Source organism: Nocardia vinacea, from assembly GCF_035920345.1.
GTDB lineage: Bacteria > Actinomycetota > Actinomycetes > Mycobacteriales > Mycobacteriaceae > Nocardia > Nocardia vinacea_A.
Map to the genome: position 1 here is coordinate 402295 of NZ_CP109149.1, position 19408 is coordinate 421702.

General features: G+C 64.1%; 20 protein-coding genes. 14 read left to right on the forward strand and 6 right to left on the reverse strand.

Annotated features, from left to right (window positions below; translation table 11 throughout):
- The first annotated feature begins 1 nt into the window (after position 1).
- From OIE68_RS01840 to OIE68_RS01890, 11 genes are read left to right on the forward strand one after another with little or no spacing between them, the layout of a single operon-like run.
- Complete coding sequence (locus tag OIE68_RS01840; RefSeq protein ID WP_327097645.1) at positions 2–889, forward strand: ABC transporter permease; 888 nt, start codon at positions 2–4, stop codon at positions 887–889.
- Positions 886–2052: an MCE family protein gene (locus OIE68_RS01845; RefSeq protein ID WP_327097646.1), complete on the forward strand. Its 1167-nt coding sequence runs from the start codon at positions 886–888 to the stop codon at positions 2050–2052. Before OIE68_RS01840 ends, OIE68_RS01845 begins: the two co-directional genes overlap by 4 nt.
- Positions 2049–3068, forward strand: coding sequence for an MCE family protein (locus OIE68_RS01850; protein WP_327097647.1), 1020 nt, complete (start codon positions 2049–2051; stop codon positions 3066–3068). The genes OIE68_RS01845 and OIE68_RS01850 overlap by 4 nt, the downstream gene beginning before the upstream one ends.
- A gap of 7 nt (positions 3069–3075) precedes the next feature.
- Entirely contained in the window at positions 3076–4065 is a 990-nt protein-coding gene (locus OIE68_RS01855) for an MCE family protein (RefSeq protein WP_327097648.1), read from the forward strand.
- On the forward strand, positions 4065–5270 hold the full coding sequence (locus tag OIE68_RS01860) for an MCE family protein (RefSeq protein ID WP_327097649.1): 1206 nt from the start codon (positions 4065–4067) through the stop codon (positions 5268–5270). The genes OIE68_RS01855 and OIE68_RS01860 overlap by 1 nt, the downstream gene beginning before the upstream one ends.
- Positions 5267–6391, forward strand: coding sequence for an MCE family protein (locus tag OIE68_RS01865; RefSeq protein ID WP_327097650.1), 1125 nt, complete (start codon positions 5267–5269; stop codon positions 6389–6391). Before OIE68_RS01860 ends, OIE68_RS01865 begins: the two co-directional genes overlap by 4 nt.
- Positions 6388–7854: an MlaD family protein gene (locus tag OIE68_RS01870; protein ID WP_327097651.1), complete on the forward strand. Its 1467-nt coding sequence runs from the start codon at positions 6388–6390 to the stop codon at positions 7852–7854. The genes OIE68_RS01865 and OIE68_RS01870 overlap by 4 nt, the downstream gene beginning before the upstream one ends.
- Positions 7830–8396, forward strand: coding sequence for a hypothetical protein (locus tag OIE68_RS01875; RefSeq protein WP_327097652.1), 567 nt, complete (start codon positions 7830–7832; stop codon positions 8394–8396). Before OIE68_RS01870 ends, OIE68_RS01875 begins: the two co-directional genes overlap by 25 nt.
- Positions 8393–8923, forward strand: coding sequence for a hypothetical protein (locus OIE68_RS01880; RefSeq protein WP_327097653.1), 531 nt, complete (start codon positions 8393–8395; stop codon positions 8921–8923). Before OIE68_RS01875 ends, OIE68_RS01880 begins: the two co-directional genes overlap by 4 nt.
- A gap of 60 nt (positions 8924–8983) precedes the next feature.
- Complete coding sequence (locus OIE68_RS01885) at positions 8984–10498, forward strand: long-chain fatty acid--CoA ligase (RefSeq protein WP_327101553.1); 1515 nt, start codon at positions 8984–8986, stop codon at positions 10496–10498.
- A gap of 50 nt (positions 10499–10548) precedes the next feature.
- On the forward strand, positions 10549–10977 hold the full coding sequence (locus OIE68_RS01890; protein WP_327097654.1) for a tautomerase family protein: 429 nt from the start codon (positions 10549–10551) through the stop codon (positions 10975–10977).
- Between the two features lie 304 nt (positions 10978–11281).
- Here OIE68_RS01890 and OIE68_RS46920 read toward each other — a convergent pair whose 3' ends face one another.
- The 4 genes from OIE68_RS46920 to OIE68_RS01905 all read right to left on the reverse strand — a co-directional run bounded on the left by OIE68_RS46920 (position 11282) and on the right by OIE68_RS01905 (position 14539).
- Complete coding sequence (locus tag OIE68_RS46920) at positions 11282–11377, reverse strand: zinc-binding dehydrogenase (RefSeq protein WP_419150665.1); 96 nt, start codon at positions 11375–11377, stop codon at positions 11282–11284.
- A gap of 21 nt (positions 11378–11398) precedes the next feature.
- Entirely contained in the window at positions 11399–12382 is a 984-nt protein-coding gene (locus OIE68_RS01895; RefSeq protein WP_327097655.1) for an NADP-dependent oxidoreductase, read from the reverse strand.
- 277 nt (positions 12383–12659) lie between these two features.
- The gene (locus tag OIE68_RS01900; RefSeq protein ID WP_327097656.1) at positions 12660–13484 is read right to left on the reverse strand and encodes an SDR family oxidoreductase; all 825 of its coding nucleotides are present in this window, start codon (positions 13482–13484) and stop codon (positions 12660–12662) included.
- Positions 13485–13582: 98 nt separating this feature from the next.
- A complete protein-coding gene (locus OIE68_RS01905) occupies positions 13583–14539 on the reverse strand; it encodes an alpha/beta fold hydrolase (RefSeq protein ID WP_419150666.1) in 957 nt (318 codons plus the stop codon).
- A gap of 35 nt (positions 14540–14574) precedes the next feature.
- Here OIE68_RS01905 and OIE68_RS01910 point away from each other — a divergent pair, with 35 nt between their 5' ends.
- A complete protein-coding gene (locus OIE68_RS01910) occupies positions 14575–15168 on the forward strand; it encodes a helix-turn-helix domain-containing protein (RefSeq protein WP_327097657.1) in 594 nt (197 codons plus the stop codon).
- 65 nt (positions 15169–15233) lie between these two features.
- Complete coding sequence (locus tag OIE68_RS01915) at positions 15234–15470, forward strand: hypothetical protein (protein ID WP_327097658.1); 237 nt, start codon at positions 15234–15236, stop codon at positions 15468–15470.
- A 22-nt stretch (positions 15471–15492) separates the two neighbouring features.
- Here the strand turns inward: OIE68_RS01915 and OIE68_RS01920 are convergent, their stop codons facing one another.
- The gene (locus OIE68_RS01920; RefSeq protein WP_327097659.1) at positions 15493–16434 is read right to left on the reverse strand and encodes an alpha/beta hydrolase; all 942 of its coding nucleotides are present in this window, start codon (positions 16432–16434) and stop codon (positions 15493–15495) included.
- 6 nt (positions 16435–16440) lie between these two features.
- Positions 16441–17970 carry an NAD(P)/FAD-dependent oxidoreductase gene (locus tag OIE68_RS01925; RefSeq protein WP_327097660.1) on the reverse strand — a complete coding sequence of 510 codons (1530 nt, stop codon included), beginning with the start codon at positions 17968–17970 and terminating at the stop codon, positions 16441–16443.
- A gap of 139 nt (positions 17971–18109) precedes the next feature.
- Between OIE68_RS01925 and OIE68_RS01930 the strand changes: the two genes are divergently transcribed.
- Positions 18110–19384, forward strand: coding sequence for a PucR family transcriptional regulator (locus tag OIE68_RS01930; RefSeq protein ID WP_327097661.1), 1275 nt, complete (start codon positions 18110–18112; stop codon positions 19382–19384).
- Positions 19385–19408 lie beyond the last annotated feature (24 nt).

Here is a 19408-nt window from a genome sequence, read left to right on the forward strand (position 1 = left end):
TATGACCACCACCAGCAAAGAGCCGGGGGCGATCGAGCTGCTCCGGCAGAAGTCGTGGGGACGCCGGCTCACCGCGACCGCGACGCGTCCGGTCGACGCGGTAGGCGGCCTCGGCCACCAGCTGTCGTTCCATCTGCACGGAATCGGTTGGATTCCGCGCACGCTGCGCCGCTACCGCGGTGAGGTCGTCCGCCTCATCGCCGAGGTGAGCCTCGGTACCGGTGCGTTGGCGGTGATCGGCGGAACCGTCGTCATCGTCGGATTCCTCACCGCCGCAGCCGGTTACGAGGTGGGCCAGCAGGGCAGTAACTCGCTGGGGCGGGTCGGTGTCGAGGCGATGTCGGGGTTCATTTCCGCGTTCTTCAATACGCGCGAGGCGATTCCGGTGGTCGCGGGAGTCGCGTTGACCGCGACCGTCGGTGCCGGATTCACCGCGCAACTCGGTGCGATGCGGGTGAGCGAGGAGATCGACGCACTCGAGGTGATGTCGATTCCCGCGGTCCCCTATCTGGTCACGACCCGCATCCTGGCCGGACTGATCGCGATCATGCCGCTGTACGGCATCGCGCTGTTCATGGGTTACGCGTCGACGCAGTTCGTCAGCATTGTGCTGTCCGGGCAGTCGCCGGGCACCTACGAGCACTACTTCAACGTCTTTCTCGTACCGAGCGATGTGGTGTGGTCGCTGGTGAAAGTCATTGTGTTCTCAGTTGTCATCATGTCGGTGCACTGCTATCACGGCTACCACGCCTCCGGCGGCCCCGCCGGGGTGGGGGTGGCGGTCGGCCGGGCGGTGCGCACCTCGTTGATCGCGATCATGATCGTCGACCTGATCATCGGCGTCGCGGTCTACGGTGGTGTCCACTCGACGGTGCGGGTGTCCGGATGAACATCGAAGTCTCGCGTCGGCGCGCCTTGCTGCTCGGAATCAGTGCTCTTGTCGCATTCGCCCTCGCCTGGACCGGTGCCATCGCTTCCTGCAGTGGCGAATTCATCGCGAGCACACGCGTCTACCTGGTCGCGGATCGGGCCGGGTTGCTGATGGGTCCCGGATCCGACGTGAAGGTGCGCGGCGTCGTCATCGGGCGGGTGAGCGCCGTCGACTTCGACAACGACCGGGCGAAGCTGACGCTGGACCTGAATCCCGGCCAAGCGCACCGGATTCCAGCCAACGTCGGCGCCGAGATTGCGCCGACCACCTTGTTCGGACGCAAGTTCGTCACGCTGGTTTGGCCGGATCAACCGGCGAAGACGACCCTGACCGCAGGGTCGGTGATCGACGGCTCGAAGGTGCCCGTCGAGGTGAACGACGTCTTCGACGCATTGCTGACCATTCTGAAAACGGTTGAGCCGCAAAAGGTGAACGCCACGCTTACCGCGCTCGGGACGGCGCTGGGCGGGCACGGCACACGGTTCGGCGATCTGCTGGTGTCCACGGATCGCTATCTCGGGCAGTTCAATGAGGCCATTCCGACATTGCGGCGCGATGTCCCGTTGCTCGCCGACAATCTCGACACCTTTGCCGCCGCCACACCGGATTTCATGACCACCCTGCAGAACCTCTCGACCACCGGTAACACCATTGTCGAGAAACAGGCGAGCCTGAGTGCCTTCCTGCTGTCGTTCACCGAATTCGGCAATACCGGCAAGGCATTTATCGACGCGACGGCGACACCGCTGATCGGCGCCGTCGAGGCACTGGAACCGAGCGTTCGAGTGCTCGCCGAGCAGTCGCCGTCGTTTCCGTGTCTGCTCTCGGCTCTCAACCAGGACCGCAAGCTCCTCGAACGGGCGCTCGGCGGTGGTCGGCCGGGCCTGAACATCCTGAGCACCCTGCTCCTGGGCGACGCGCCCTACCGCTACGACAAGGATCTGCCTGTGAACGGTGCCGATAACGCACCCTCGTGCTACGGATACCCGTACACCCCCGACGGCCCGGCCGCCGGGCACGCCGACTTCAATACCGGCACAACGGTTTACGGCCCCATTCAGGGGCCGGAGGATCTGCTCGGCAACCCGTTCGCGTCCTTGATCTATGGACTGACCCGATGATCGCCCGCCACGCAGGTCTCAAATTGGTGGTCTTCCTGGCGATCACCTCGATCATTTCGGCCATGCTGGTCGTGCTCGTCGGCGAGCTGCGCTTCGTGCCGACCCGCACCTACCGCGCGCTGTTCACCTCCGTCTCCGGCATGAAAGCCGGTGACGACGTGAAGGTCGCCGGTGTTCCGGTGGGCAAGGTGAAGTCGGTCGAATTCGCCCGCGATCACCTCGTCGAGGTGGCCTTCACCGTCGACCGCGACATCGAGGTGCTGACCAGCTCCACCGCCGCGGTCCGATACAAGAATTTGGTCGGCGACCGGTATCTCGAGGTGGCCGTCAAACCCGACCGCTCCGGATTGCGCTCCGAAGACAACCCGATCCCGGTCACCCAGACCACACCGGCACTCGACATCGACAGCTTGGTCAACGGATTCAAGCCACTGTTGCAGGGGCTGGATCCGGACCAGACGAACAAGCTGTCGGCCTCGTTGATCGCGGTGCTCAACGGTCAGGAACAGAACATCGCCACCCTGGTGGAGCAGATCGGCGAGCTCGGCAACACGCTGGCCGACCGCGACCAGGTCATCGGCGATACAATCGACAGCCTTGCCGCCGCGCTCGGGGTAATCCAGCAGCGCGGTACGCAATTCGACCAGTTGGTGGTCGACCTGCAACAGATCGTCAGCGGTCTGGATGCGGACCGCACCACATTGACCACCGGCTTGGAGCGCATCGACGCCGGGACCGCCGAGCTCGCGCGAACCTTGCAGGACAACCGGCCCGCCATCGCCGCCGAAATCACCGAGCTGCAACGCTTGGCAGGCAACCTCAACACCGACTCCGACACGCTGTCGCTGCTTTTGGCGAAGCTGCCCACCACCTACAACCTGGTGGGGCGAGCCAGCAGTTACGGCAGCTTCGTCAACTTCTTCGTCTGCGGTCTCGCCATCCGATACCCGGCGATCGGCGGCACCGGTCACCAGGACACCGCCATGTTCACCGCTCCCGCCGAAAGGTGCAGGTGATTCCGCCATGAAATCGTTCGCCGAACGCAACCCCCTCCGCATGGGACTGGTCGGCACCGGCATCGTCGTCGCCTTGCTGGTCGGCCTGTTCAACTACGAGCGCATCCCCGGATGGCCGGGGCACCGGACGATCGTGGCCGAGTTCGCCGACGCCAGCGGACTGAACACCGGTGACGCCGTGCAGATTTCGGGCATCGAGGTGGGCAACGTCGATAGCGTCACACTCAGCGGCGACCACGTCGATATCGCGCTGCGGGTCGACACCCACGGACAGCGACTCGGCACCCGCACCACCGCGGCGATCAAGGTCGAAACGGCTCTCGGCCGCCGCTACGTCGAGCTGCGGCCCGACGGTGACGGCGTCATTGGTGACCGAATTCCCGTGGACCACACCACTTCCGGTTTCGACATCACCGAATCGCTGAACCAACTCACGACGCGGTTGGCAGGCACCGACAAAAAGCAACTGGCGGACGCCGTCGACAGCGTATCGAAGGTGCTCACCTCGTTACCGGACAATCTGCGCCCGTCGCTGGACGGTGTGTCGCGACTGTCGGAGACCATCGCCTCCCGCGACGGCGCTGTGCGAGATCTGCTGGACCGCACCCAATCGGTGACCGGCATTCTCGCGCAACGCAATCAGAATCTGACCGCACTGATGACCGACGGCGGTTCGCTGTTCGCCGCGCTCAACGACCGGGCCGCCACAATTCGCGCGCTGCTGGTCAATGTTCGGGCTGTCAGCACCGAGCTACACGGATTGGTCCAGGACAACAAGCAGACGCTGGCACCGATGCTGGCCGAACTCGACCGGGTTGTCGGCCTGCTCAACAGCAACTACGACAACATCAACGCCGCGATCACCGGCTTGAAACCATTCGTGACCCAGCTCGGTGAGGTCGTCGGCAGTGGACCGTTCTTCGGTGTACTGCTGCACAACATCGCCCCTGCCAACCTCAACGGGCAGCAGCCCGGCAGCCCCGGAGGAGGACGTTGATGGCATCGCCGCGCGCGGGCTGGTCCCGCATCCCTATCCCAGGACGGATTCTCGCCGCCCTGCTCGTCGCGGCGATCATCGTCACCGGTGCCACCTGGTGGATGACGCGCGATGCGACCGTCCGGGTCACCGCTTACTTCACCAATTCGGTCGGCCTGTATCGCGGCGACCGCGTCACGCTGCGCGGCGTGCCGATCGGCGACGTCGACGAGGTCACACCGGTCGGCGATCGCGTCCGCGTCACAATGCATTTCGATGCGTCGCATCCGGTCAGCGCCGACACCCACGCCGTGATCGTGGCGCCTACGTTGGTGTCGGGCCGCTACATCCAGCTCATCCCGAAACGAGGAGCGGAACCGGAACTGCGCGACGGGGCCGTCATCCCGCTCGAACGCACCGCCGTCCCGGTGGAGTACGACCAGATCAAGCAGCAGGTCACCGATCTCGCCACCCAGCTCGCGCCCAAGCCTGGCGATGATACGGGCACCCTGGCCCGATTCACCGACGCCACCGCGAAAGCACTCGGCGGCAACGGCGCAACACTGAACGACACGCTGGTCAACCTGTCCAAGGCGATGCGGACACTGGCCGATGGCGGACCCGACCTGTTCGCCACCGTGCGGAACCTGCAGACGGTGATCTCCGCGCTTGCGGCGAACGACGCTCAGGTCCGGAATTTCGTCGACCAGCTGGCCGGGGTGTCGAATCTGCTGAACGACAACCGGACTCAGCTCGACGCGGCCTTGAACGCGGTCCAGGCGATGCTGCCCGAGATCCGCGGCCTGGTCGCCGACAACCGAGATGCGCTGAAAGCCGATGTCACTTCACTGATTCGGATCACCTCGCTGCTGGTGAACCGGGAGGACGACCTTGCCCAGATCCTGCATATCGCGCCGACCGCGCTGGACGATCTCTACAACATCATTGATCCGTCGTCGAAGTCGGTGACCGCGAATCTGGTCATCCCGGATTTTCCGGATCCGATGTCGCTTATCTGTGCACTGCTCACCACCGTCGACGCACCGCAGGCCGAATGCTCCCGCGCCAGTACACAATTCGGTGACCTCTTCGGCGCAGCGGCGCGTGCCGCGACGGGTGCCGGCTCGGTACCGCAGCCGAAGCCCGTCGCGGGCGACCCCGGGTTGTCCGGCTTACCGCCCATCCCAGGACTGACCGACCTTCTCATCCCCGGAGCCCGACGATGAAACCCTCGATCCGACGGCAGACCGGTAGCGTGCTACTGCTGGGCGCGCTGCTCAGCGCTGGTTGCCGATTCGACGGAGCCAATTCGATCCCGCTGCCGGGCAACGCGATTCACCACGGTGCCTACACCGTACGGGTGCAGCTGCGCGACACCCAGAATCTGATCGCCAACTCGCTGGTCAAGGCCGACAACGTCACTGTCGGCACCATCACCGCGATCACCGTCCGCGACTACATCGGGGATATCACCGTCGAAATCGACAAGAGCGTCCAGGTTCCCGCGAACAGTACCGCCCGTCTCGCGCAGACCAGCGTGCTCGGTGCCCAGTATCTGGAGCTGATCACCCCCAAGGACGGCAAGACCGACCGGCCGCTGCGCGACGGCGACGTGATCCCGATCTCGGCGACCACCGAATACCCCGCGACCGAGGACGTGCTCGCCGCGCTATCGCTGGTTCTCAACGGCGGTGGTCTGGAACAGATCCGGACCATCATGACCGAACTGAACGACGCGTTCGGTGGCCGCGAGGACGCGATAAACCGATCCTTCGCCCGACTGGTCGCCTTCGTCGACGGCTTGGACACCCAACGCGACAACATTGTGCGTGCCATCGACAGCCTCGACGGATTCTCGAAAGAGCTTGCCGCACAGAAGGACACACTCGGCGTCGGAATCGAGCAGATACAACCGGCATTGGCCGTGCTCAACGACCAGAAGACCCAACTGACGACCATGCTCGACCGGGTCGGTGCCTTCGGCGCGCAAGCCGCGCAGGTGTTGCACAGCAGCCGCGACGACCTCACCGCCGACCTGCACAACCTGCAGCCCACGCTGACCCAGCTCGCCGCGGCGGGCTCCGATCTCGCCGGGTCGCTGCTCGTCGCCCTGAGTTTCCCGTTCCCGGTCACGGTCGCCGAACGCGCCGTCAAGGGCGACTACGTCAATTTGTTCCTCACTCTCGACCTCACCGTCGAAGGCATCCAGAACAAGGTCATCGGCAGCATCCCGTTCAACCGCCTCGTCCCGATGTCCAACCGCGCCGTCAACCCGCTCATCGCACCGACCCAACCGGCGTCCGGCGACCTGCCGGCGACCGCCGACCCGAACGGGGGACCCCGATGAAAACTCGTCTGGTCAAGGGCCAACTCGTCGTCTTCGCGATCCTGGCGGTGGTCAGCCTCGGCTACGGTTCGGTCCACTACATCGGTGCCGAGCGTCTCACGGGCCTTGGAACCTACACGGTTACAGCCGATTTCAGCGACTCCGGTGGTCTGTACGAATCCGCGTCGGTCACCTACCGCGGCGTCGAGGTCGGCCGCGTCACCGGCATCGATCTCAACGGTGAGACCATCCGGGTGCGCATGCAATTGCGCGACGACCACGACATCCCGGCGTCGGCCGGCGCCACGGTCAAGAGCATGTCCGCGATCGGCGAACAGTACGTGGACCTGATTCCATCGGATGACAAAGCGCCCTATCTGCGCGATGGCAGCTCGATTCCGCTGTTGAAGACGACCGTGCCGATCCCGACCGGCGACGTGCTCGACAAGACGCAGATGCTGCTGAAGAGCGTGTCCACCGACTCGCTGCGGACCGCGATCGACGAGACTTTCCACGCCGTCAATGGCACCGGCCCCGCCCTGGCGACGCTCATCGAATCCTCCGCCAAGCTACTCGACCTCGCCCAAGCCGATATCGGCCCCACCCTCACCTTGCTCGACGACGCCGAACCACTATTGCGCACCGGAAATTCGGTTCGCACCGAAATTCGTTCCGCGACAAACGATCTAGCATCGTTCACAACGCAGCTCACGTTGAACGACGCGCAACTGCGCGATGCGCTGGATCAGGGGCCGGCCGCAGCCGACACCGTGTCCGGCACCCTCGCCGATCTCACGACACCACTTCCGGTGCTGCTGGCCGATCTGCAAACCGTGGGACAGGTGCTCCGGGTCAACGTCGCGGGATTACGCCAGATCCTGGTCGTGTATCCAGCGCTTGCGACCGGCTTGAACTACACCGGGGTCGCCGCGGGCCTGCAGACCACCGACGACACCACGGGCCCGCAGCTGCCGCTGGACGTGAAATTCGGAAACACCGAAAACCCGCCACCGTGCACCGAGGGATACCAGAGCACACAGCGCCGCGACCCATCCGACACGGGACCGGCCGTGACGTCGACAGGCAACTACTGCCAGGTCGCACCGGACAACCCGAAGGTCATCCGCGGTGCCCGGAACATCCCCTGCGCCTCCGATCCCTCGCTGCGCACCGCCGACATCGCGAACTGCCCGGGTGGCCTGCCATCGACCTGGCCGGAAATGCTTGCGCACCCAGATGATCCCGGCCCAGCCGCGAACTCGCAAAGCTCGGAGCCCACCCCGGCCGCGCCGACCGGACGCGCACCCATCCCCAGCCCGACCTCGTCCCCGCCGGTCGTGCCCGCCGCCGTGACAGCTCCGTACGCCGAGCACGACGGGACCTTCCGGGGACCCGACGGTCTCACCTATGTCCTCGGGCAGCGAGCCCAAATGGCCGCCCAAGCAAAGGAGTACCAGGGATGGCAATCGCTACTGATCAAATAAATGCCGACGAGGCCTCATCCGAGGTCGACTCCACTTCTGACTCGGCGCACCGTCCAGGTTCACCATGGCGGGTGTGGGCGATCGCCATCGCCACCGGAGTCGTGGTGACGCTCGTCGGCGTGAGCTCGCAGCTCTGGCTCAATGTCCACCACAACCACCAAGACGACAGCCGCGATCGCGCCGTGCTCGATACCGCGCGCCGGATCGCCGTCCAATTGGTCACCCTCAATCATGATTCGGCCAAACAGAATCTCGACGCGATCGCCGCCGATTCGACCGGATCATTCCGTGACCAATGGGACAAGATCTCCGGCAACTTCGTCGCGGTGCTGCAGAACGGCAAGGTCGAATCCACCGGTGAGGTCAAAGAAGCCGGCATCGTCGCCGTCGACGACGCGCACGCCACCGTGCTGACCGCGGTCACCTCCACGGTCAAGAACACCGAAGCCCCCGAGGGGCAGCAGCGGGTCTACCGCATGAAGATGACCCTCGATCACACCGACGGCCGATGGCTCGTCTCGAACGTGGAGTTCGTCGCATGAAACTCCTTCCACGCCAATGGTTCCGGCATGTGTCCGCGCTCGGCAGACGGGCCACCATCGCCATATTCGTCGTGCTCGCGCTCATGCTGTGCGCGGCGACCACAACGACCGTCCTGTTCGGACACAGCACTTCGCAGCACAGCGCGGCCGAGGCCGCCGCGCGGGCAGCGCGGGATTCGGCGCAATCACGAATCCCCACCGTGCTGTCCTACGACTTCAACACCATCGACACTGAATTCCCCAAGGTCACCGACAATCTGACCGGCACCTTCCGGGACGACTTCAGCAAACTCAGCTCGACGGTGATCATCCCTGCGGCACATCGCGATTCGATCGTCACCACTGCGAAGGTCGTCGAAACCTCTGTAGTCACAGCAACAGTCGACAAAGTCGCAGTCCTGCTGTTCCTCGACCAGGAAACCACGAGCAGCAAATATCAGGGACCGCGGCTGGACGGCAGCCGCATCCGAGTGACCATGACTCATGCCGACGACCGATGGCTCATCTCCGACATCACACCCGTCTGATATCGCCGAAACCACAACACAATTCGCCGGTCCTTACCGCTGCACCGAAGAAAGCAACAGATAATGAATCTCGCCGAAAACCTCGTGATCTCTGCCCGCGACCATCCCCACAGCGTCGCGATTCGGCTCGACGAGACAGCCGTCTCCTACGCGCAATTGGACACGCTCAGTCAGCGCATCGCCGGTCTACTGGCCGCATATGGTGTGACGCCCGGTGACCGAGTCGCGATCATGCTCCCGAATGTCCCGCATTTCGCTGCTCTCTACTACGCCATCCTGCGGGTGGGAGCAGTCGTAGTGCCGATGAACCCCTTGCTCAAGGAACGTGAAGTCGCCTACTACCTGCGTGACTCCGGTGCCAAGCTGATCTTCGTCTGGCACGACTTCGCCGCCGCGGCCGTGGCCGGTGCCGAGCAGGTTGGTAGTACTGCGGTTCCGGTTGTTCCGGGCGAATTCCTCGACTGGGTGATGGCGGTCGACCCGCGCGCCGATGTGATCGATCGCCGACCCGATGACACCGCCGTGATCCTGTACACCTCCGGCACCACCGGCCTGCCGAAAGGTGCCGAGCTGACCCACGCCAACCTCTGCGGCAACGTCGACGTGGTCGCGCAGACCCTCCTGCACCTCAGCGCCGAGGATGTGATCTTCGGCGGGCTACCACTGTTCCATGTCTTCGGACAGACATGCGCACTCAACGCCGCCGTGCGCGTCGGCGCGACGCTGACGCTCCTGCCGCGATTCGACCCGGCCAAGGCCTTGGAGATCCTGGTCCGGGACCAAGTGACAATCTTCGAAGGGGTGCCGACGATGTACTCGGCGCTGCTGAATCATCCGGGTGCCGTCGACGCGGATCTCGGCGCGCTGCGGATCTGCGTCAGTGGTGGATCCGCCATGCCGGTCGAGGTGTTGCACGCGTTCGAGAAGCAATTCGGATGCGTGGTGCTCGAGGGGTACGGGCTGTCGGAGACCTCGCCCGCCGCCTGCTTCAATCACCCCGATCGGACCCGCGTGGCCGGTTCCATCGGTACCCCTGTCCGCGGCGTCGAGTTGCTGGTGGTCGACGACGAGGGCGGCGCGGTCTCCGACGGTGTCGTCGGTGAGATCGTGATTCGCGGCGACAACATCATGAAGGGCTACTGGAACAAGCCCGAGGAAACCGCCGAGGCCATCAGAGCGGGCTGGTTTCACACCGGCGATCTGGGCCGGATCGACGACAACGGCAACTACTTCATCGTCGACCGCAAGAAGGACATGATCATTCGCGGTGGCTACAATGTATATCCCCGCGAGATCGAAGAAGTGCTCTACGAATACCCAGATATCACCGAAGCGGCGGTCCTTGGTGTGGCGCATGACGAACTCGGCGAGGAAGTCGCCGCCGCCGTCGCCCTAAAACCCGGTGCCACGGCTACTTCCGATGAAATACGCGATTTCGTCAAGGAACGCGTCGCTGCCTACAAGTACCCACGGCATGTGCACATCTTCGACGCGTTGCCCAAGGGACCGACCGGGAAGATCCTCAAGCGCGAAATCGCCCTTCCGGTCGATCGAAGCCGATCGACCATTTTCTGACGGTCTTGCGAAATCCGCTCGGCCGCTTGTCGATTCGAAAGGAAAGCCCCATGCCGCTCTATCAATGTCTGGTCCCAGCCGGGTCACTCGATGCGGATCACCGCGCCGACCTGGCGGAGGCTATCACCGCCATTCATACCTCGGTCACCGGTGCGCCCCGCGGATTCGTCAACGTTGTTTTTGTCGAATACGAGCCGTCGGCATTCTTCACTGCCGGAAAGCCCAACACAGTGTCGGTGATCAGTGGGAATATCCGGGCTGGGCGGGATCGTGCATCGCGGGCCGAACTGCTGACGCGACTGTCGGAGGCGTGGGTCGCCATCACCGGCCAGGACACCCGCAGTCTGCTGCTCGGGCTTACCGAGCTCGATCCCACCTCCATCATGGAGGCCGGGCTGATCATGCCCGCTCCCGGAGAGGAAGCGGCGTGGTTGGAACGTCACAAGCAGGAACTCGGCGAACTGCTTTCGAGCCAATAGCCCTGCCTGCGTGGATCGCTCTGCACCGCAACTCGGTGCTCTATCGCGTGCGCCGAGCCGAAGACAAATTGTGCCGCCCACTCGAACCGCATCGACTGGACGTCGAAATCGCACTCGGTCCGGGCTATCGAACTGCTGGCACCGGTGCTGTCGGTTTGCGCGAAATTGGGACTGGTCAGGCTCGTCGCGGATAGTGGTCGTCAACTACAGCCGGTCCTCGAAGGACTCGCCAGCGCACCGACGGCAGCCGGGCTGCCGCGCTCGTTCATGCTGCAGGTGCTGGCCCAGTACGACGCACGTAGGTTTATTTCACCTTGACGACGACCTTGCCTTTCGCGCGTCCTTTTTCGACATATGCCATCGCCTCGTTGGTCGATTCGAAGGGAAAGACCCGGTCCATAAAGCTATCTCAGGCATTCACTCATCGCGTGACGACTATCTTGCCGTTGGCGCGGCCCTGTTCGACGTACGTCATGGCCTCGAGGGTTTGATCGAAGGGGAAGGTGCGGTCGAGCATCGGCCGCAGGGTGCCGTTGTCGTATAGCGTGGCCAGTTGGTTGAGTTGTGCGCCGTTGGCCTTCATGAAGAAGAACGAGTACCGCACTCCCTGCTTCTTCGCCTGCTTGCGGATCTTGCGGCTCAACAGCGCCATGACCGGCGCGAGGAGCGGTTGACCGACTTGTGCGGCGAAGGAGGGGTCGGGCGGGCCGACTACGCTGATGGCGAGCCCGCCCCGCCTGAGCACGGTCAAGGACTTCTCCAGATTGGGGCCCCCGAGTGAGTCCAGCGCGAGGTCGTATCCGGTGAGTACCTCGGAGAAGTCCTGCTTGGTGTAGTCGATAACTTCGTCGGCGCCCAAGGCGCGGACCTTCTCGACGTCTTTGGTGTGCGCTGTGGTGGCGACGTAGGCGCCCAGATGCTTGGCGACCTGGATGACGGTCGAGCCGAGGCCGCCCGCACCGGCGTGGATGAGGACCTTCTGGCCTGGCTTGACGTCGACGAGCGTCTGCCAGGCTGCCAGCGCGACGAGAGGCACGGCAGCGGCCTGGTCGAACGATAAGGACTGCGGCTTGAGTGCGACATCGTCTTCGTCGATCGCGATGGACTCGGCGAAGGTGCCGATCCGAAGGTCTCGCGGCCTGGCATACACCTCATCGCCGACCTTGAAGGCACGCACGTCCGCGCCGACCTCCGACACGACACCGGAGACGTCGTGGCCGAGAATGAACGGGCGCTTGTACTTCAGCAGCTGCTTGAACTCGCCGTTGCGAACCATCTTGTCCAGCGGGTTGATGCTGGCCGCGCGGACCTGGACCAGAACGTCACGACGGCCCACGCTGGGCTCGGGCACATCTGCGGCCCGTAGTCCGTCCTTGCCGTAGGACTCGACAATGAATGCCTTCATGTCACCTACCTTCTCTTCTCTCGGGTGATGCGCGGTGTGGTGGCCTCGGTTGTGTTTGGCTACTTGCCGATGGAATTGCGCGGAAGTGTGTCCACAACATGGATTGCGACCTGCAATCGGCGCGCCCCGGCATGGACGATAGACTTAGAATAACGAAGTTATCAGAGTGGGTCAACCGGTGCCGCGTCGAGGCCGTCGACTGGGGAGATCGCCGATCGCGTGAGTGATGGTGGGCTCGCCGCCCGTTGCGGAGCGGTGGGCCGCCCGCGGCAAGGATTCACTTCACCGTGGTGGCCGCTGACAGGACCGCGTCGTTGACGGCCGTAGGAGTCATCGCGACAACGAACTTCTGCGCCCGACTGACGTTGTCGCACAGGTATCGACGCTTCGGGCGCTTCGATGTCAGCGCGTGGTCGACGGCCTTCACGACCTTCTGGGGATCGCCCGCGAGTTTTTGCATGCGGCCCAACAGCTTCCGAGTCCCAGCAAGGTGTGATGCGTACAGTTCGCGATGCTCGTCGGTCAGTTGCGCGGTCATGCGGTCGTGCTCGTCGAGCATGCCACCCCACATGTCGGTACGGGTGGGCCCGGGCTCGATGAGCGAGACGGGGATCCGCCACGGGCGCAGCTCGATCCGGAGTGCATCGGCCAAGGACTCGACTGCATACTTCGATGCGCTGTAGGCGCCGGTGCCCGGCGTGGTGATCAACCCGCTGACCGATGACATGAACACCACCCGTCCACGTGTTTCACGTATTTTCGGCAGCACCGCCTGCGTCACTCCGATCTGGGCCGTCACGTTGACCTCGAGTTGCCGCGACAACTCATCGAGGGACAGCCCCTCCACCGGTCCGTTCACGATGATGCCGGCATTGTTCACAACACCGTTCAGTTCAGCGGGGAGTCGATCGGGAAGCGTAGCGATGGCGGACCTGTCGGTGATGTCGAGACCGATCGCGTGCACATTGGGTAAGCGATCGAGACTTTCGAGGGCGGCATCGGATCGAGCCGTGGCATACACGTCCCAACCTCGTCCGCTCATGTGCTCGGTGATCGCCAGACCGATCCCCCTGCTGGCGCCGGTAATCAATACGGAAGGCATGTGTTCTCTTCTCTTTGTCGTCGAATGTCAACTGGTCAGGCTGCTCGGGCTCGATGATCGATGCACCATCGATCGCTGATGCGTACCGATTGGGCTCATTACCCCAGGAATTCGAGCGCCTCTCCGACGAACCTGTCGTGGTATTGGAAGATCCCGCCATGTCCCGCGTCCACGTAGATGCGGAGCTTCGCGTTCGGCAGACGACGTTGCAAGTCGAAGGAATTGCTGGTCGGGACCATCCGATCGTTCTCACCGTTCGCTACGAGAACAGGGTGCTGGATACGGCTCAGGTCGGATGGCTCCTGCGCGCCCCACGCGTGGATGGCCTTCAGCTGAGTGCGGAATGCGCGCAGTGCGATTGCCTTGTCGCGGTCGACGCTGCGTTCCTTCAGCCGTTTCACGAACGCGCGAGCCTCCGACTTGCCGTGTGCGGTTTTGGTGAAGAACAGATTCTCTTTCGGATCCTTGAAAGTGGCCACCGCCTTGAATGTGTCGCGGTAGGTCAACGAGGTCACGTTGACGATGCCTTCACCGCCCGCTGGACCCGTCCCCGCAAGGATCAGCTTTCGCACGAGCTCCGGCTCTTCGCGGGCGATCACCTGCGCGACGAAGCCTCCCAGTGAGAATCCCAAAATGTCGACCTGTTCGAAGCCGAGCGCGTGGATGAAGGCGACAGCATCGCGTGCCATCGCCTCGACCGAGTCCGGTGTCTCGCCTTCGGACGCGCCGACGCCGCGGTTGTCGAAGGTGATCACGCGATGCTTCGCTGCGATGCCGTCGACCACTCGGGGATCCCAGTTGTCCAGGTTTGCACCCAAGTGATTCAAGAAGATCACTGGTACGCCGGTATCGAGGCCCAGCTCGCGATATGCGAACCGCGTTGCGCCGACCTGCACGGATTTCGTTGGCGCATCTGCATACGACGTGCCGCCCACACGAACACTCTGCCCCTGCTGATGACGGTCGGGAACAGGTTGAGTGGATCGCTGGTCTGTCATGACTTCCTCCTGATGTAAACCGATTGGTGTACCTTTAGGGATGACGGTAGTCGGCATCGCCTCACTTGTAAACAGATCGGTATACTTGCTTCATGACTTCGCTCACCGATACTCAGGAACCGACCCGTCGGGGAGGGCGTGGCGCGCGTCAACGCATCCTGAACGCAGCTGCGGAGCTGTTCTACAACGAGGGCATCAACGCCACTGGTGTCGAACTGATCGCGACCAAAGCATCTGTGTCGAAAAGAACTCTCTACCAACACTTTCCGAGCAAGACCGCGTTGGTGGAGGAGTATCTGCGCATGCTACGGCAAGCGGCGGGTGACATCACGCCGTCGCCGGAGTCCGATTCGGATCCGCGTTCGCGGCTGCTCGCGTTGTTCGACAGCCCGGATGCCGCCGATGCGCCGATGCGCGGCTGCCCGTTTCACAACGCGGCGGTCGAGGCAGCCGAGGCCATGCCTGGTGTTCAAGCCATCGTCCACGCACACAAGCGGAACTACATCGACGGTCTCACCGAGTTGGCCCGACAAGCTGGCGCGGCAGACCCCCAGCTGCTGGGCGACCAGCTCGCTGTCCTGTACGAGGGTGCAGCCGCATTGTCCACCTCCCTCGACGATCCGGCGCCCTGGGCAAATGCCCGGGGCGCAGCGGAAGCTCTCATCAGCCAAGCAACAAACCGCTGAGCTCACCTGATCCGTTCCGGATCCTGATAGCGCCACGATCCGTGTCCGCTGCCCGGAGTCGAGGCATGCTGGGCGGACGCAGCCCGGCCACCTCTCGATGGGCGCACGTCACGTTGTGGATCGCCGCCCACGACGGCGACGGCAGCCGCAAGCGCTGCTCGCAGCGTTTGTTGCTGACCTGCGGCCTCAGCAACCAGCCCGAGGATCCGCCCGCCTCCTCCGAAAACCCGGCCCCATTCGTGCCGACCGCACGAAACGCGCGTGTCGGCAATCACCTACGCCGCCAATCGCCCGCAGCGTAGGTGGCGGGATCGGCGACGTGTGTCAGCGGGGGGCGATTGCCTCCACCTGATCGGGGATGCGCCGCAGCTCGCGCGCGATGAAGTCGACCTGGTCGGCGAGCAGGCGCGCCTGCCAGGGGCCGTCGTACACGTCGAAGTGGTCCACCGGGTAGCGCCGCAATTCAGCACCGCCGCCGGCGCGCGCCGCCACGTCGAGCGCGGGCGCGGCGGGGACCACCGTGTCCTTATCGCCCACCTGCACCAGCAGTGGTGCCCGCAGGCGGGGTGCGAACCCACGTGGTCGATTCAGCACGAGCTCGAGTGCTACCCGGGCGCAGACTTCGTTGCGCCAGGTCGGCCCGGCCACACCGGCCATCGCCTCCTGAGCGCCGTCCTTGGCCAGCACCGCGCCGGAACCGGACGGCCCGATCGCCGGCACAAGTCGAGGCGGACGTCGGGCTGCGGCGGCCATGACATCGCGAAATCCCTGCGCAGTGAGCCGCAGCAGGGGTGCCGGCCCTCCGGTCCGGGCCAGGTGCGCCACTGTGGCCAGGCCATCGACCGATGGCGTCATTGCTACGACTGCCGCGATGGCAGGGTCGGTGGCTGCGACATGCAAGACATGACCACCCGAGTACGACGTCCCCCACAGAACGATTCGACCGGGGTCCACACCGTCGATACATCGTGCGGCTCGGACCGCGGCGCGGTAGTCGGCGCGTTGCCGACGGTAGGACACAAGCTGACGTGGGTTCCCTGCCGAGGTACCGAAACCACGGTAGTCGAAGAGCACCACGTCGATGCCTGCGGCGGCGAAGCCCTCCGCGAACCCGAGCAGACCTGCGTCGCGGGTGCCGCCGAAGCCGTGGGCCATCACAACGCACGGCCGCCCGTTCTTCCCGTGCAAGGTGTCGCCGTCGGCGTGCAGATGCCATGCCGCACACGTAGTTCCAGCGCTGGGAAAGGTGATCTCTTGCCTTCTCATCGTGGTTCAGCCGACTCGCAACGCGACGTCGGAATCGGCAGGGATGCGGGAGAATCGCAGTGCGGGATCCGTCACGGGCCCCCGGACGAGCCGGTGCCGATCTGCGCTGTAGCTCATCTCCATCGACCAGGGGCCATGCGAACCTTGCCGGGGAAGTGTGTCCGCCGCTCGTTGGACATATCCGGCGTGGAAGTCGACCATCGGCGTGAGTTGAAGCGTGGGGTCGTTGGCGACAGCCACCGCGATGTGCTCGTCGTGGCTGTCCAGGCGAGCAATGAGGCGGCAGAGATGTTCGCAGACGAGGTCGACCTTCAAGGTCCAAGCCGCATTGGTGTAGCCGAAGGCGAAGGCGAAGTTCGGTACCCCGGAGAGCATCATGCCCTTGTAAACCACCGTGTCCGATACGTCGATCGGCAGGCCATCGATACTGAAAGTCATCGCCCGAAGCGGAATCATCTGAAGGCCGGTCGCGGTCACGACGATGTCGGCGTCCACACTGGCGCCGCTGGCAAGCTCGATTCCCCGCTCGGTGAATCGGGCGATCCGGTCGGTGACAACGGAAGCCTTGCCGGTGCTGATCGCCGTGAACAAGTCGCCGTCGCGGGCGAAGCACATGCGCTCGTGCCATGGGTCGTAGCTCGGCTTGAAGTGCTGGTCGACCGGATAGCCTTTCGGCAACGCCCGTTTGTTGACCCAGCGGACCAGCCGACGCGTAAACCGGGGATAGCGGCGGCTGACTCCGTAGATGACGGCTAGCCGAGTCCTGTTGATAGTCCGGCTCATCCGATATGCCATGCGTTCCGGCAGGATCTTGCGGAGGCCGTCGGTGACCGGGTCCCGGCTCGGGATCGGGAGAATGTAGGTGGGCGAGCGCTGCAGTAGCGTGACGTGAGCGGCGGCCTCCGCCATGGCGGGGACCAGTGTGATCGCAGTGGCACCGCTGCCGATGACCACCACCTTTCGACCGCGATAGTCCAGATCCTGGGGCCAATGTTGGGGATGGACGATCTCGCCGGTGAAGCGCTCTTCGTCATCGAAGTGGGGGCGGTATCCGCGGTCGTAGCTGTAGTAACCCGTGGCCCCGAATAGCCACCGGCATTCCACGGTCGCGCTTTGGCCGGCGACGACGTCGGATAGCTGCACTGCCCAGAGACCTCGCTGGGAGGACCAGTCGGCCGAGACGACCTTCCAGCCGAGTCGCAGATGGGATGTCAGGTCGTACTCATCCACCGTCTCATGGAGATAGCTCAGGATCTCCCCGCCGTCGGCGATCGCGTTGTCGTGCCTCCACGGCTTGAACTCGTAGGAAAACGTCTGCGCGTCGGTGTCGGCACGAATACCCGGGTAGCGGAACAGATCCCAGGTACCGCCGATATTCTCGCGGGCGTCCACGATCAGGAACGTCTTCTCCGGCAGCTTGCTCTTCAGATGGCTGCCCGCGCCGATCCCCGAGATCCCCGCCCCCGCGATCAGGACGTCGACGTACTCCGGCGGCCCATCGCAAGTCTCGCTGTCGACCTTGCCTTTCGTTGCCACGGCCTGGTCCTCTCTCCGGTATCGCTGTGTCGTGCGTTACAAGTTTCCGATGCAGTGACCTGCCTCTCAAGAGCATTTCGCCCAAGAAGTCTCCGATGAATGGGCATTCTGCCTAGCCAGCGGTGGTTATATTCGAACCATGACTACGAGCTCGTCGCCGGATGCCGACGGGGTAATCCAACGCGTCTGCGAACTGCTGCTCGCCGAACCTGCCGAGGTCATGGCCGACTTTCATGACGCGGTATTCGACGCGGCAGTCGAACCCTTTCGCACCGAACCTTCGCTAGCTGCCGAGATCACGGCCAGCTCCCGCGCCAATCTGTTGCACTGGGCCGCATCCTTGCTGAAGGCTCCGCGGGAACCGGTCACGGCGAACCTGAGCACGGAAGTGGTCGGTGTAGCCCGTGACGCATTCCGCCGAGGCGTCGAACAGATTCTGGTCCCGGCCTATCACTCGGGACACAATGCGCTGTGGAGGCATTGGATGCGGCTCGCATTCACGGTCTCATCCGACCCGGTCGCACTCCAGGAAGCCCTCGACGTGGCAGCTCGCTCTCTGGCCGACTTCGTCGATGTCACGCTCGCCGCGCTGGCTGAGCAGCTCGAATCCGAACGTGCCGAACTCACTCGGGACAGTCACGCGCGGCGGTTCGAGTTGGTGAGCCTCGTCCTCGAAGGGGCGCCGATGGCCAACGATCGCGCCAGCGACCGCCTCGGCTACCGATTCGACTGCCGCCACACCGCGGTCGTTCTGTGGACGGACCCCGGTGCGCCCGATCGACCCGGCTTGCAGCGCGCGGCGGAGGCTCTGGGGATAGCCACCCATGCGCAGCAGACATTGCATGTCATTGCCAGTTCCACCTCGCTGTGGACCTGGTTGGCAAACGCGACGGTCGACGACGCGCAACCCCTCGCCGCGGCGACGTCACATATCGAGGGCGTCCGCATAGCCATGGGACCAGCCGACACCGGGGTAGAGGGCTTTCGACGCAGCCACCTGGATGCGGTCGAGACACAGCGATTGATGCAACAGTTGCCGGCCTTGCGTTTCGCCAGGTTCGCCGACGTCCAGCTCGTGACGCTCGCAACCTATAACGAGCAGCGGGCCAACGAGTTCGTCGCCCGCACGCTGGGGAAGGTGGCGAGTGCGGATCTCGAGCTCCGTGAGACCTTGCGGGTCTATATCCGTGAGCAGTTCAGCACCTCCCGTGCCGCACGAACACTCTTCGCGCATCGCAACACTGTCCTCAACCGCATCCAGCGCGCGGAGGAACTCCTGCCGATCACTCTCGAGCACAATGGTCTCGAGATCGGGGTCGCCTTGGAGATCACGCACTGGCTGGGTCATCGGTCCGCCAACGGCGACAATCCCGCAGAGCTGAGGAACGAGGTTCACCCGACGGGCGCCAGCTGACGGCCAACGCCCGGCGGGATGTCG

What these genes read in the sequence shown, in the direction of transcription:
- OIE68_RS01900 (WP_327097656.1), bottom strand. Translation starts at nt 13,484, where the DNA reads ATGCCTTCCGTATTGATTACCGGCGCCAGCAGGGGGATCGGTCTGGCG.
- OIE68_RS01905 (WP_419150666.1), bottom strand. Translation starts at nt 14,539, where the DNA reads ATGCCGACTACCGTCATCCCTAAAGGTACACCAATCGGTTTACATCAG.
- OIE68_RS01910 (WP_327097657.1), top strand. Translation starts at nt 14,575, where the DNA reads ATGACTTCGCTCACCGATACTCAGGAACCGACCCGTCGGGGAGGGCGT.
- OIE68_RS01875 (WP_327097652.1), top strand. Translation starts at nt 7,830, where the DNA reads ATGGCAATCGCTACTGATCAAATAAATGCCGACGAGGCCTCATCCGAG.
- OIE68_RS01915 (WP_327097658.1), top strand. Translation starts at nt 15,234, where the DNA reads ATGCTGGGCGGACGCAGCCCGGCCACCTCTCGATGGGCGCACGTCACG.
- OIE68_RS01855 (WP_327097648.1), top strand. Translation starts at nt 3,076, where the DNA reads ATGAAATCGTTCGCCGAACGCAACCCCCTCCGCATGGGACTGGTCGGC.
- OIE68_RS01840 (WP_327097645.1), top strand. Translation starts at nt 2, where the DNA reads ATGACCACCACCAGCAAAGAGCCGGGGGCGATCGAGCTGCTCCGGCAG.
- OIE68_RS01880 (WP_327097653.1), top strand. Translation starts at nt 8,393, where the DNA reads ATGAAACTCCTTCCACGCCAATGGTTCCGGCATGTGTCCGCGCTCGGC.
- OIE68_RS01920 (WP_327097659.1), bottom strand. Translation starts at nt 16,434, where the DNA reads ATGAGAAGGCAAGAGATCACCTTTCCCAGCGCTGGAACTACGTGTGCG.
- OIE68_RS46920 (WP_419150665.1), bottom strand. Translation starts at nt 11,377, where the DNA reads ATGGACCGGGTCTTTCCCTTCGAATCGACCAACGAGGCGATGGCATAT.
- OIE68_RS01850 (WP_327097647.1), top strand. Translation starts at nt 2,049, where the DNA reads ATGATCGCCCGCCACGCAGGTCTCAAATTGGTGGTCTTCCTGGCGATC.
- OIE68_RS01870 (WP_327097651.1), top strand. Translation starts at nt 6,388, where the DNA reads ATGAAAACTCGTCTGGTCAAGGGCCAACTCGTCGTCTTCGCGATCCTG.
- OIE68_RS01930 (WP_327097661.1), top strand. Translation starts at nt 18,110, where the DNA reads ATGACTACGAGCTCGTCGCCGGATGCCGACGGGGTAATCCAACGCGTC.
- OIE68_RS01890 (WP_327097654.1), top strand. Translation starts at nt 10,549, where the DNA reads ATGCCGCTCTATCAATGTCTGGTCCCAGCCGGGTCACTCGATGCGGAT.
- OIE68_RS01860 (WP_327097649.1), top strand. Translation starts at nt 4,065, where the DNA reads ATGGCATCGCCGCGCGCGGGCTGGTCCCGCATCCCTATCCCAGGACGG.
- OIE68_RS01895 (WP_327097655.1), bottom strand. Translation starts at nt 12,382, where the DNA reads ATGAAGGCATTCATTGTCGAGTCCTACGGCAAGGACGGACTACGGGCC.
- OIE68_RS01845 (WP_327097646.1), top strand. Translation starts at nt 886, where the DNA reads ATGAACATCGAAGTCTCGCGTCGGCGCGCCTTGCTGCTCGGAATCAGT.
- OIE68_RS01865 (WP_327097650.1), top strand. Translation starts at nt 5,267, where the DNA reads ATGAAACCCTCGATCCGACGGCAGACCGGTAGCGTGCTACTGCTGGGC.